The following is an 11,601-nucleotide window of genomic DNA, read 5'->3' as shown; positions in this document are numbered from 1 at the left end:
ATTTTAACAATTAGCATGAATATTTACCCATTGTTTTTGTCTAAAATTTAACATTGGTGGATTTAATAAATATATTTGCCAATATTGCTATTTATTTCCTGTAATTATTCTGTTTGCTCCAGAACAGACAATATTAACGGTCGCTCAGAGACACCGTTTGTCTTTGCTGCTGGCATGATAAAACACCAGCATCAGGCAGGGGAGAGCAGGCAGTATGTGAAGACCGGTTTCAAACCCCCTCCAGCGCGATCCGTAAATCCTCAATCAAATCATCCTTATTCTCAATGCCAATCGAGAGGCGCACCGTTGCGTCATTAATGCCAATACGCGCGCGGACATCGGCAGGCACGCCGGAGTGGGTAGTGGTGCCAGGATGGCTGGCGAGGGATTCGGTGCCGCCAAGGCTTACCGCCAGTTTGAAAAGTTGCAATGTGTTCAGAAGTTTGAACGCGGCTGGCAGGCCGCCTGCCACATCAAAGGAGAACGTGGAGCCTGCACCGGAGCACTGCTTACTGAAGGTTTTTCCTGCAGGTGAGTCAGCATCCAGGAAGGGCAGATAGTGCAGTTTTTCAATTTTCGGATGAGAACGCAGGAACTCCGCTACGGCAGCCGCATTGTCGTTAGCCCGTTCCATACGCAGCGACAGCGTCTCCAGCGAGCGGCCAATCATCCAGCAGGAGTGCGGGTCCAACTGAGTGCCAATGGCACCACGCAGTGATTTAATTTGTTTAATCAGGGCCTTGCTACCCATTGCCGCACCAGCAATCAGGTCAGAATGTCCGCCGACGTATTTGGTCAGTGAGTACAGCGACAGATCGGCTCCCTGCTCAATCGGGCGCTGGAACACTGGCCCGAGTAGGGTGTTATCGCAGGCTATAACCGGACGGTGCTGCTGCTTTTTCTCAATGACACCGGCTACCCGTTTAATCAGTGCAATATCGACCAGGCTGTTGGTGGGATTAGCCGGAGACTCAATCAGGATCACTGCAACCCGGCCCTGTTTCATCGCCTCTTCAGCGGCTGCCTGCACCTGGGCTTCATTCACCCCGTCGGCAAAGCCCACGGTAGCCACACCCAGCTTGCGGAAAGTTTTGGTCAGCAGGGTTTCAGTGCCGCCATACAACGGTTGCGAATGCAAAATGGCATCGCCTGGTTCGACAAATGCCAGCAGGGTAGTGGAGATAGCCGACATTCCGGAAGAAAACAGCGCGGCGCTTTCGGTGCGCTCATAAATTGCCAGGCGGTCTTCCACAATCTCGCTGTTGGGATGGTTAAAGCGCGAATAGACCAGGCCGTTTGCGCCATCAGGAGGCGGTTCACGCCGCCCTGAAACATAATCAAAGAAGTCGCGGCCTTCTTCTGCGGTGTTAAAAACGAAGGTTGAGGTTAAAAAGACCGGTGGTTTGACCGCGCCTTCAGACAGCGCCGGATCATAGCCGTAGTTAAGCATCTGCGTTTCAGGTTGCAGCTCGCGGCTGCCGCGGTGAGTCTTTTTGGAATGCGGGGTTGTCATGCAATCTCCTGCCGGGCTGGCATGCGGTCATACTGTTAAGTTGAGCATAAGCCAGCATGGCGAAGGGCGCAAAACCGTGGCTGAAGTGTGATAAACTTCGCGGCTTCCCTTAAGCCATCGACAATATCGACATAAGTTATGAAACACACCGTAGAAGTCATGATCTCTGAAGATGAGATCGCCAAACGTATCGCTGAAATGGGCAAGCAAATCACCGAACACTACCGCAACAGCGGCAGTGATATGGTGCTGGTCGGCCTGCTGCGCGGCTCATTTATGTTTATGGCGGATCTCTGCCGCAAAATCGACGTCTCTCACGAAGTCGATTTTATGACCGCCTCCAGCTACGGCAGCGGCATGTCGACCACTCGCGACGTTAAAATTCTCAAGGATCTGGACGAAGATATACGTGGCAAAGATGTCCTGATCGTTGAGGACATCATTGATTCGGGCAATACCCTGAGCAAGGTGCGCGAAATCCTCAGCCTGCGTCAGCCGAAGTCACTGGCGATCTGTACGCTGCTGGATAAGCCGGAGCGTCGTGAAGTGGAAGTGCCGGTTGAGTACGTCGGCTTCACCATTCCTGATGAATTTGTGGTGGGCTACGGGATTGATTACGCCCAGCGCTACCGTCATCTGCCCTACGTGGGCAAAGTGGTAATGCTGGACGAATAAAACGTCTGATTTCAGGCGGGTAGCGGTACAGCACAATCGACTAAGGCCGGATTTTCCGGCCTGTTATATCATGCGACGCCTGCTAATCGTTCGGGCTTTCCACGTCGGAAAGCAGGTTAGCAATACCGTGGCGGTAGCGCTGTTCCAGAGTTTCGCGGTTGGTGGCGGCCACTTCCAGGTCGCGCAGGTAGCCGTCCTGAATGCCGTAAACCCAGCCGTGAATGGTCACTTTCTGACCGCGCTTCCACGCAGACTGCATGATGGTGGAGTGACCCAGATTATATACCTGCTCAATCACGTTGATTTCACACAGTTTGTCGAAGCGTTTTTCCGGCGGCAGCTCGCCCAGTACCGAACTATGCTTGTACCACAGATCGCGGATGTGCAGCAGCCAGTTGTTGATCAGCCCCAGTTCAGGGTTTTCCACCGCTGCCTGCACGCCGCCGCAGCCGTAGTGACCACAGATAATAATGTGTTCCACTTCCAGCACTTCAACGGCGTACTGCACCACGGAAAGGCAGTTTAAATCGGTGTGGATCACCAGGTTGGCAACGTTGCGGTGAACAAACAGTTCACCCGGTTCCAGACCTGTCAGCCGCTCAGCCGGTACGCGGCTGTCGGAACAGCCAATCCACAGAAAACGGGGTTTTTGCGCCAGAGAAAGGCGCTCAAAAAAGCCCGGGTCTTCCTCTTTCAGTAGCTTGGACCACTCGCGGTTGTTGCTGATAAGGGTATCAATATCTTTCATTTTTACTCGGCCAATACTCGGAACACGTTGCAGTAATATAGGCCAGGAAAACGTGATTTAAAACGGCAAATAAGAAAACCACTCAAAACAGGGCACTCTTTAACCTATGACTTATGCACTGGAACTTTCCAATCTGACCAAAACCTATGCAGGCGGCGTTCAGGCCCTCAAGGGAATTGATCTCACTGTCGAAGCCGGTGATTTCTATGCGCTGCTCGGGCCTAACGGCGCGGGAAAATCCACCACCATTGGCATTATCAGCTCGCTGGTCAATAAAACCAGTGGCAAGGTGCGGGTGTTCGGTTATGACCTGCAGCAGGATGTGGTCAATGCCAAACGCCAGTTGGGACTGGTGCCGCAGGAATTTAACTTCAACCAGTTTGAGACCGTACAACAGATCGTGGTGGATCAGGCTGGTTACTACGGCGTGGAGAAGAAGGACGCCATTGTCCGGGCGGAAAAATACCTCCGGCAGCTCGATCTGTGGGAAAAGCGTAACGAGCGGGCAAGGATGCTCTCCGGCGGGATGAAGCGCCGCCTGATGATTGCCCGTGCGTTGATGCATGAGCCAAAGCTGCTGATCCTTGATGAACCTACCGCAGGCGTGGACATCGAACTGCGCCGTTCGATGTGGACCTTCCTGCAGGATCTTAACGCCAGGGGCACCACCATCATTCTGACCACCCATTATCTGGAAGAAGCCGAGATGCTGTGCCGCAATATCGGCATTATCCAGCGTGGCGAACTGGTGGAAAACACCACCATGAAGGGCCTGCTGTCCAAGCTGAAATCAGAAACTTTTATCCTCGATCTGGCGCCGAAAAGCCCGCTGCCGCAGCTGGAAGGTTTCCAGTATCGTCTGGTGGACACTTCCACGCTGGAAGTGGAAGTGCTGCGCGAGCAGGGGCTGAACAGCGTATTCAGCCAGCTCAGCCACCAGGGCGTGCAGGTGCTGAGTATGCGCAACAAAGCGAACCGTCTTGAGGAGTTGTTTGTTGACCTGGTGAACGGTCGCAAAGGAGAGAAAGCATGACACATTTGTACTGGGTTGCCCTGAAGAGCATCTGGGGAAAAGAAGTGAACCGTTTCGCCCGCATATGGATCCAGACGCTGGTGCCGCCGGTGATCACCATGACTCTTTATTTCATCATCTTCGGCAACCTGATCGGTTCGCGCATTGGCGATATGCATGGCTTTACCTACATGCAGTTTATTGTGCCGGGTCTGATCATGATGGCGGTGATCACTAACGCCTATGCCAACGTGGCCTCGTCATTCTTCAGCTCCAAATTTCAGCGCAATATCGAGGAGCTGCTGGTCGCGCCAGTTCCCACTCACGTGATTATCGCCGGTTATGTAGGCGGTGGTGTGGCACGTGGCATCTGTGTCGGCGTGCTGGTAACGGCAATTTCGCTGTTCTTCGTGCCGTTCCAGGTGCATTCCTGGCTGATGGTGGGCGTAACGCTGCTGCTGACGGCCATCCTGTTCTCGCTGGCGGGCCTGCTTAACGCGGTGTTTGCCCGCACCTTTGACGATATCAGCCTGATCCCGACATTTGTGCTGACGCCGCTGACCTACCTGGGCGGGGTGTTCTATTCGTTAACGCTGCTCCCTCCTGTCTGGCAGATGATCTCCAGGCTAAACCCGATCGTCTATATGATCAGCGGCTTCCGTTATGGCTTCCTTGGCATCTCCGATGTGCCGCTGGTATTTACCGTGGCAGTGCTGGTAGCCTTTATCGTGGTGTTTTACCTGATGGTCTGGGTATTAATCCAGCGCGGGCGTGGTCTGCGGACCTAATCTGGAAATTTAATAAAAAGCGGGCCGCAACAGGGTCCGCTTTTTTTATGTTAAAAAAACAAGATTATCTTAAAAACAGGTCCGGAAAGTTTTTTTACTTTCGCTGTTTGCCTGGAGAGAGTAATAATAATTAAGAAACCAGACGGGTTTCAGAAATATCATGATGATGGTGTTTTCAAAGGATTGAAATATGAACCGAATTACCTGGGTAGATAACCTGCGTGGTCTGAGTATTCTCGCCGTTATATTTCTGCACTGCACGATTGCCGTTAATGGTTATACCGGTCATTTCACTGCCCTTAGTGAGCTGATCAACACTCTGTTGCAGCCCTTGCGTCTGGGCCTGATGTTTTTCGTTTCCGGGCTGTTTGTTGAAAGTGGTTTAAAAAAGGGAATTCCTCTTTTTCTGCGCAATAAGCTATTGAATATCCTCTATCCTTTTGCGGTATGGGTGGTGATATACGGCGGCATGAAGATGCTGTTCAGCCGCTACTCAAATCATCCACAGTCACCGCTGGCCGTACTGGTTTCTCACCTGAGCGGCGGCGGTGATATCACCTGGTTTCTGCATTCCCTTTTTCTGTTTTTTATGGTGATCCTTCTGGTCAGGCATATCGCATTTTATTGGGTTATTTCAGCCTGCATATTATTGAGCTGGCTGGTTGCCCGCCATCCCTGACGGCATTTTCGCCAGCTTTGACAGCATGCATGTTAATAAATCTATTTACCTTTTCATTTTCTTCTATCTGGGTGATTTTTTGGTGAAAAACAGAGTGGATATTCCCCACTTATGCCAGAACAATCGCCTGATGGTCGTTTCTCTGACCGCTTTTGTTGTGCTCTCGTGCCTGAATCTTTTTATGGTACATAAAATTGCTTATCCGTTGCTGGCCCCGTTGGCACTGATGGCCGTCCCGCTATTTATTCGTCTGGCGATGAAAATCAAGCTGCGTGCGGTGTTTTTTATTGGTGAGAACTCGATTGTGTTTTATCTGACCCACTACCTGGTGATCCAGGCTTTTGCCAAGCTGCTGAAACACAGTCACGATTCACTGCTGGTCAGCGATCTGAAGTTTATTGGCGCTTTAGTTGCTTCACTGGCATTCCCACTGGGAATTTGCCTGCTACGTAAACGCGGATGGCTTAACTTTCTGTTTACCGCGAAACGGCCGGTCAGGATGCCGGTGCTGGCGCAATAAGGTGAGGGGCTGGCCGCAGCCAGCCCATACGGATCAGGCGACCTGAACCGGGACCGCTTTCGCCAGGCGTTTCATCACGTTGTCGCCTTCGAAATAGGCCACTTTCGGCTGCCACTGGCGCGCTTCTGCGTCAGGCATATCCACGTAGGAGCAGATAATCAAAATATCCCCTTCGCAGGCGCAGCGGGCTGCGGCACCGTTGACGGAGATGATTTTAGACCCCCGTTCAGCCGCAATAGCGTAAGTGGAGAAACGCTGGCCGTTGGTCACGTTATAGATGTCGATCGCTTCGTACTGCAGAATGCCGGAAGCGTCGAGGAAATCCTGATCGATGGCGCAGGAACCTTCATAGTTCAGATCTGCCTGGGTCACTTTGACCCGGTGAAGTTTGCCCTGCAACATAGTACGGTTCATAACTTTCTACCTTTACCTTAACGGGAAATCAGAAAACGAACGCCAGTATTCACTGAGCGTGGAAACCACTTACTGAGTTAAATCAACCTGTTGATTATCAATCAGGCGTGCTTTACCGAGCCATGCGGCCATCAGGACCACCGCTCGCTGGCTGTCCACGTTTAGTGGCAGCAGCGTGTCGGCATCGCAGATTGCCAGACCGTCGGCGCGCAGTCCATTCTCTGCCAGAGCCGCTTCGGCATCGGCCAGCAACTCATCCACATGCCGCTCTCCATTGGACAACCGCTCAGCCAGGCTGTTCATCACTTTGCTCAGGCCAGGTGCCAGCTTGCGCTCATCGGCGGTCAGATAGCCGTTGCGGGAGCTCAGCGCCAGGCCATCCTTCGCGCGAACGGTCGGTACGCCGACAATCTCAATGTCGTAGCCCATATCGGCCACCATCTTGCGGATCAGCGCCAGCTGCTGGTAATCCTTCTCGCCGAAGCAGGCCAGATCCGGCTGCACCAGGTTGAACAGCTTGCTGACGATGGTGGATACGCCGCGGAAGTGGCCCGGACGGCTGGCCCCTTCAAGCAGGGTGGAGAGGCCCGGCACATCCACAAAGGTCTGCTCGCCCAGCCCTTGCGGGTAAACGTCTGCCGGTGCCGGTGCGAACACCAGATCCACCTTGCGGCGGTTCAGCTTCTCACAGTCTTCCTGCAGCGTGCGCGGGTAGGCGGCCAGGTCGTCCGGGCGTTCAAACTGCATCGGGTTGACAAAAATCGACACCACCACGATATCAGCATGCTCACGGGCCTCATCGACCAGCGTCATATGCCCGTCGTGCAGGTTGCCCATGGTCGGCACCAGCGCGATGCGTTTGCCATCCTGCCGCCAGCGACGGATTTCCCGGCGCAGCATCGGCAGGGTTTCAATAATCAGCACAGCGTTTCTCCTGTGTTAGTGGAAACTGTGTTCTTCGGCAGGGTAGGTCCCTGCTTCGACTTCCGCCACATACTGCCTGACAGCGGCACGTATATCACCGGTTTCGGCGAGGAAATTTTTTGCGAATTTCGGGATATGACCGCCGGTCACGCCAAAGGCGTCGTGCATCACCAGAATCTGACCATCGGTCACGTTGCCCGCGCCGATGCCAATCACCGGAATACTCAGCGAATCGGTAATCCGCTGCGCCAGCGCCACGGGAACGCATTCCAGCACTACCATCTGTGCGCCGGCAGCTTCCAGCGCCAGAGCATCGGCCAGCAACATCTCAGCTGCTTCGTTTTCGCGCCCCTGCACCTTGTAGCCACCGAAGATATTAACGGACTGTGGCGTCAGGCCAAGGTGGCCACACACCGGCACCGCACGTTCGGTTAACAGCCTGACCGTTTCTGCCAGCCATTTACCGCCTTCCAGCTTGACCATATTGGCTCCGGCACGCATCAGCTGCGCGGCGCACTCAAAAGTCTGTTCCGGCGTGGCGTAAGTCATAAAAGGCAGGTCAGACATCAGCAATGCAGCTGGCGCACCGCGACGCACCGCCTGGGTGTGGTAAACAATGTCAGCCACGGTGACGGGCAGCGTGGAATCGTGTCCCTGTACCACCATGCCCAGCGAGTCGCCAACCAGCATCACCTGGATGCCCTCCTCGGCAAACAGGCGGGCAAAGCTGAAGTCGTAGGCGGTAATGGAGGCAAATTTGCGTCCGCTTTTTTTCCACTGGCGAAGGGTAGAGACCGTGGTCGGTTTCATCGCAACCTCTCAAGATATGTTCTGGTGGGCGTATCTTAATGGAAGGGAAAGGGCTTTGCACTACCAGGGCTGAATGGCGGAAGCATCCAGTGTTGCAAGGATCTCAGCTGCACGGCTGCCGTCCGGGAAGGTAATTTCCGGCGCGATGGAAAGCAGTGGCACCAGCATAAAGGCGCGATTACGGATATCGTAGTGCGGCACAATCAGACGCGGTGTGTTAAGCGTCAGATCGCCAAACAACATGATATCCAGATCCAGCGTGCGGGGTCCCCAGCGTTCGTCTTTCCGTACGCGGCCCTGATCAAGTTCAATACGCTGTGTCAGGTCAAGCAGGGCTTCCGGCTCCAACCCGGTATCCAGCGCAACGGCAGCATTCAGATAATCTGGCTGATCGGGTGGTCCGTAAGGTGGCGTGCGGTAAAAAGAGGATGTGGTAACCAGAGTGGTCTGAGGAAGGGCAGCCAGTGCATCAAGTGCGGCCCGCACCTGATGCAATGGATCGGCAAGATTGCTGCCTAACGCGAGATAAACGCGGTTCATGCGTTGCTGCTGTTACCGTCGCGACGCGGGCCGGGAACGCGCTTGCGCGGGCGGCGGGTACGGCGTCGTGGCACCGGATCGTCTCCCAGCGTATTAAGCATGGTTTTCTGCTGCGGCGGTGCGGCTACCTGGAATTCACCCCACCAGGCCGAAAGGCGCAGCAGTTCCTGATTATTTTCCACTTCAGCACGCAGCGCCAGCAGGTCATAGGCCGCACGGAACTTAGGATGCTCCATCAGCTTCCAGGCGCGCTTGCCGTGGCGGCGCGACAGGCGAAGTTGCAGCTGCCAGATGTCACGAACCAGGGTAGTAATACGCTTCGGAATGGCCAGCGAACGGCAGGCTTCATCCAGCACGTCATTCATCGCCAGGGCAAAGGCATCGTAATAAGCCAGGCCGCTCTCCTGAGCAATCTTCTGCGCGGCTTCCAGCTGCGGATACCAGAACATAGCGGAGAACAGGAAAGCCGGATTGACGCGCATATCATTGTGAATGCGGTTATCGGTATTTTTCAGTACCTGGAAGATCATCCGCTCCATATTGCTGTCACCCTGTTCCGTAAAGTAACGGGTGAGGATTGGGAACAGCGGCTGGAACAGCTGGTATTCGCGCAGTTGCAGATAGGTGCTGTAGCCATAGCCTGCCTGCAGCAGCTTCAGCGTTTCTTCAAACAGGCGGGCTGCCGGGATATCGTGCAGCAGCGTTGCCAGGCGTGGGATCGGCTCTGCTGTCTCTGCGGCAATGCTCATATCCAGCTTGGCGGCGAAGCGGATCACGCGCAGCATCCTGACCGGATCTTCGCGGTAGCGGGTTTCCGGGTCGCCAATCAGGCGCACAATGCCCTGTTGCAGATCGTTCAGGCCGCCGACATAGTCACGCACGGTGAAGTCGGCCACGCTGTAATAGAGGCTGTTAATGGTCAGATCGCGGCGCTGGGCATCATCTTCAATAGTGCCGAAGATATTGTCGCGCAGCAGCATACCGTTCTGGCCGCGCTGCGAATTGTTGCGATCTTCACCCGGCTGCTCGGCTTCGTGGTGCCCACGGAAGGTGGCGACCTCGATGATCTCCGGGCCAAACATCACGTGTGCCAGGCGGAAGCGGCGGCCCACCAGACGACAGTTGCGGAACAATTTACGCATCTGCTCCGGCGTGGCGTTGGTGGTGACATCGAAATCTTTCGGTTTTTTTCCCAGCAGTAAGTCACGGACGCCACCACCCACCAGATAGGCCTCATAACCCGCTTTATTCAGCCGGTACAGCACCTTGAGGGCATTTTCGCTGATGTCTTTACGCGAGATAGTATGGCCGTCACGGGGAATAACGGTCATCTTATGCACTTCACCGACCTCGGCAGGCGTCTCGTCTTCGCGACTTAAAACTTTTCGGCAAAAATTAGCAACTCGGGTAAAAATGGGACACCTCGATAGTGACAAATACGCTTAGCGATAAAAAACAGCGGCTAATCATAGCTCAGTGCGGCCCGTTTGAGAATGCTCATCTCTCATCCCCTTACTCTTTCAGGTAAGAGCGTGGAGATCCCTGAGGGAGGGCATTCCGGTAAAGGGCGTCCTGGCGGGGGATTGTAGCCACATCCCACTGCATGGCTGCCTGCTGTAATAATATCGACAACGGCAGATCCTGCCAGCCGGGAGTGACCGGCTGACCCAGAAACTGCAGGGCCTGCACCAGCACAGGGCGCGGGTCCCCCTCCGGTAAAGCTGGTGCATGATTCTGCTTCGACAGCTTGTTACCGTCGGCGTTGATTGCCAGCGGCAGGTGCAGATAACCGGGGACCGGCCAGCCAAATTGCTGATAAAGGGCGATCTGCCTGACCGTGGGCTCGATCAAATCCGCCCCACGAACCACTTCAGTCACGCCCTGATAATGGTCATCCACTACCACCGCAAGATTGTAGGCGAACAGCCCGTCCCGGCGATGAATAATAAAATCTTCCTGCGCCAGCCGCGTATCCGCAACTACTTCACCCCGCAGGTTGTCGTGGAAGTGAGCGACAGGGACATCAACCCGCAGACGTAATGCAGCATTATCCGGGCCACAATTACGTGTGCGGCAGTGCCCATCATAAACCCCGCCGATCTTCTGAATACGGCTGCGGGTGCAGGTGCAAAAATAGCTGTGATTATGCTGCTGTAACCCGGCCAGCGCCTCGCGGTAGGCATCATGGCGCTGCGACTGCCAGAGCACTTCGCCGTCCCAGTGCAGGCCATACTGTTCCAGCTGCAGAAGAATGCGCTTTGCGGCACCGGGCACTTCACGGGGGGGATCGATATCTTCGATGCGAACCAGCCACTGGCCTTGCTGCGCGCGCGCCTGCAGGTAACTGCCAAGGGCAGCGATCAGGGAGCCAAAATGCAAAACGCCTGAGGGAGAGGGGGCAAAACGCCCGATATAAGAAGGTGACATGGTGGTGAAGACAGGCAGTGAAGCGGGTAATCTACCAGCCTCACTGCACAATCCATTAGCCATTAACCGGCCATTTGTTTTTCGCGAATTTCCGCCAGCGTTTTACAGTCGATGCAAAGATCGGCGGTAGGACGTGCTTCAAGGCGACGGATACCGATTTCAACGCCACAGGATTCACAGTAGCCGAAATCGTCGTCTTCCACTTTCTTCAGCGTCTTTTCGATCTTTTTGATCAGCTTGCGCTCGCGGTCACGGTTACGCAATTCAAGACTGAATTCTTCTTCCTGTGCAGCCCGGTCTACCGGATCGGGGAAGTTGGCGGCTTCATCCTGCATATGGGAAACTGTGCGATCAACTTCATCACGAAGCTGGTTACGCCAGGCTTCCAGAATCTTCTTGAAATGCTCCAGCTGGGCTTCATTCATGTACTCTTCGCCCGGCTTCTCCTGGTAAGGCTCCACCCCAGCGATGGCGAGAATACTCAGGGACGAGGTTTTACGGTTTTGCCCTTCTTGCATGTTGTTTCTCCTGGATAACACGCACTATCGATC

Annotated in this window: 14 protein-coding genes; 5 read left to right on the top strand and 9 right to left on the bottom strand. The window is 54.5% G+C overall.

The window, feature by feature from the left end; all coding sequences use genetic code 11:
* Window positions 1-229: 229 nt before the first annotated feature.
* Window positions 230-1,513 (bottom strand): cystathionine gamma-synthase family protein, encoded by a 1,284-nt coding sequence (locus AC3Y5R_RS03840; protein ID WP_489920224.1) that lies wholly within the window; start codon window positions 1,511-1,513, stop codon window positions 230-232.
* Window positions 1,514-1,651: 138 nt separating this feature from the next.
* Between AC3Y5R_RS03840 and hpt the strand changes: the two genes are divergently transcribed.
* Window positions 1,652-2,188 carry a hypoxanthine phosphoribosyltransferase gene (hpt, locus tag AC3Y5R_RS03835; protein WP_489920223.1) on the top strand — a complete coding sequence of 179 codons (537 nt, stop codon included), beginning with the start codon at window positions 1,652-1,654 and terminating at the stop codon, window positions 2,186-2,188.
* 82 nt (window positions 2,189-2,270) lie between these two features.
* Here the strand turns inward: hpt and can are convergent, their stop codons facing one another.
* Window positions 2,271-2,936 carry a carbonate dehydratase gene (can, locus tag AC3Y5R_RS03830; RefSeq protein ID WP_489920222.1) on the bottom strand — a complete coding sequence of 222 codons (666 nt, stop codon included), beginning with the start codon at window positions 2,934-2,936 and terminating at the stop codon, window positions 2,271-2,273.
* Window positions 2,937-3,042: 106 nt separating this feature from the next.
* Between can and AC3Y5R_RS03825 the strand changes: the two genes are divergently transcribed.
* From AC3Y5R_RS03825 to AC3Y5R_RS03810, 4 genes are all read left to right on the top strand, one after another.
* Complete coding sequence (locus tag AC3Y5R_RS03825; RefSeq protein ID WP_489920221.1) at window positions 3,043-3,969, top strand: ABC transporter ATP-binding protein; 927 nt, start codon at window positions 3,043-3,045, stop codon at window positions 3,967-3,969.
* Window positions 3,966-4,736, top strand: a complete 771-nt coding sequence (locus tag AC3Y5R_RS03820; protein ID WP_489920220.1) for an ABC transporter permease — start codon at window positions 3,966-3,968, stop codon at window positions 4,734-4,736. Before AC3Y5R_RS03825 ends, AC3Y5R_RS03820 begins: the two co-directional genes overlap by 4 nt.
* Window positions 4,737-4,926: 190 nt before the next feature.
* On the top strand, window positions 4,927-5,415 hold the full coding sequence (locus tag AC3Y5R_RS03815; protein WP_489920219.1) for an acyltransferase family protein: 489 nt from the start codon (window positions 4,927-4,929) through the stop codon (window positions 5,413-5,415).
* Window positions 5,416-5,497: 82 nt separating this feature from the next.
* Window positions 5,498-5,935 carry a hypothetical protein gene (locus AC3Y5R_RS03810; RefSeq protein WP_489920218.1) on the top strand — a complete coding sequence of 146 codons (438 nt, stop codon included), beginning with the start codon at window positions 5,498-5,500 and terminating at the stop codon, window positions 5,933-5,935.
* Window positions 5,936-5,968: 33 nt separating this feature from the next.
* Here the strand turns inward: AC3Y5R_RS03810 and panD are convergent, their stop codons facing one another.
* From panD to dksA, 7 genes are all read right to left on the bottom strand, one after another.
* Window positions 5,969-6,349, bottom strand: coding sequence for an aspartate 1-decarboxylase (gene panD / locus AC3Y5R_RS03805; RefSeq protein ID WP_158781775.1), 381 nt, complete (start codon window positions 6,347-6,349; stop codon window positions 5,969-5,971).
* Window positions 6,350-6,418: 69 nt separating this feature from the next.
* The gene (panC, locus tag AC3Y5R_RS03800) at window positions 6,419-7,273 is read right to left on the bottom strand and encodes a pantoate--beta-alanine ligase (protein WP_489920217.1); all 855 of its coding nucleotides are present in this window, start codon (window positions 7,271-7,273) and stop codon (window positions 6,419-6,421) included.
* Between the two features lie 15 nt (window positions 7,274-7,288).
* Window positions 7,289-8,083 carry a 3-methyl-2-oxobutanoate hydroxymethyltransferase gene (panB, locus tag AC3Y5R_RS03795; protein ID WP_489920216.1) on the bottom strand — a complete coding sequence of 265 codons (795 nt, stop codon included), beginning with the start codon at window positions 8,081-8,083 and terminating at the stop codon, window positions 7,289-7,291.
* Between the two features lie 60 nt (window positions 8,084-8,143).
* A complete protein-coding gene (gene folK, locus AC3Y5R_RS03790) occupies window positions 8,144-8,623 on the bottom strand; it encodes a 2-amino-4-hydroxy-6-hydroxymethyldihydropteridine diphosphokinase (protein WP_489920215.1) in 480 nt (159 codons plus the stop codon).
* The gene (gene pcnB, locus AC3Y5R_RS03785; protein WP_489920382.1) at window positions 8,620-10,038 is read right to left on the bottom strand and encodes a polynucleotide adenylyltransferase PcnB; all 1,419 of its coding nucleotides are present in this window, start codon (window positions 10,036-10,038) and stop codon (window positions 8,620-8,622) included. Before pcnB ends, folK begins: the two co-directional genes overlap by 4 nt.
* 97 nt (window positions 10,039-10,135) lie before the next feature.
* Window positions 10,136-11,050 carry a tRNA glutamyl-Q(34) synthetase GluQRS gene (gene gluQRS, locus AC3Y5R_RS03780; protein ID WP_489920381.1) on the bottom strand — a complete coding sequence of 305 codons (915 nt, stop codon included), beginning with the start codon at window positions 11,048-11,050 and terminating at the stop codon, window positions 10,136-10,138.
* Window positions 11,051-11,112: 62 nt separating this feature from the next.
* Window positions 11,113-11,568, bottom strand: coding sequence for an RNA polymerase-binding protein DksA (gene dksA, locus AC3Y5R_RS03775; RefSeq protein WP_158781770.1), 456 nt, complete (start codon window positions 11,566-11,568; stop codon window positions 11,113-11,115).
* Window positions 11,569-11,601: the final 33 nt, after the last annotated feature.

It is taken from the genome of Erwinia sp. 009765445 (assembly GCF_058137865.1).
The sequence above is the reverse complement of the archived record's forward strand: the minus strand, read 5'-3'. Positions and strand labels throughout refer to the sequence as shown.

What these genes read in the sequence shown, in the direction of transcription:
- gluQRS (WP_489920381.1), bottom strand. Translation starts at nt 11,050, where the DNA reads ATGTCACCTTCTTATATCGGGCGTTTTGCCCCCTCTCCCTCAGGCGTT.
- AC3Y5R_RS03825 (WP_489920221.1), top strand. Translation starts at nt 3,043, where the DNA reads ATGACTTATGCACTGGAACTTTCCAATCTGACCAAAACCTATGCAGGC.
- AC3Y5R_RS03820 (WP_489920220.1), top strand. Translation starts at nt 3,966, where the DNA reads ATGACACATTTGTACTGGGTTGCCCTGAAGAGCATCTGGGGAAAAGAA.
- folK (WP_489920215.1), bottom strand. Translation starts at nt 8,623, where the DNA reads ATGAACCGCGTTTATCTCGCGTTAGGCAGCAATCTTGCCGATCCATTG.
- AC3Y5R_RS03840 (WP_489920224.1), bottom strand. Translation starts at nt 1,513, where the DNA reads ATGACAACCCCGCATTCCAAAAAGACTCACCGCGGCAGCCGCGAGCTG.
- hpt (WP_489920223.1), top strand. Translation starts at nt 1,652, where the DNA reads ATGAAACACACCGTAGAAGTCATGATCTCTGAAGATGAGATCGCCAAA.
- AC3Y5R_RS03815 (WP_489920219.1), top strand. Translation starts at nt 4,927, where the DNA reads ATGAACCGAATTACCTGGGTAGATAACCTGCGTGGTCTGAGTATTCTC.
- panD (WP_158781775.1), bottom strand. Translation starts at nt 6,349, where the DNA reads ATGAACCGTACTATGTTGCAGGGCAAACTTCACCGGGTCAAAGTGACC.
- panB (WP_489920216.1), bottom strand. Translation starts at nt 8,083, where the DNA reads ATGAAACCGACCACGGTCTCTACCCTTCGCCAGTGGAAAAAAAGCGGA.
- can (WP_489920222.1), bottom strand. Translation starts at nt 2,936, where the DNA reads ATGAAAGATATTGATACCCTTATCAGCAACAACCGCGAGTGGTCCAAG.
- dksA (WP_158781770.1), bottom strand. Translation starts at nt 11,568, where the DNA reads ATGCAAGAAGGGCAAAACCGTAAAACCTCGTCCCTGAGTATTCTCGCC.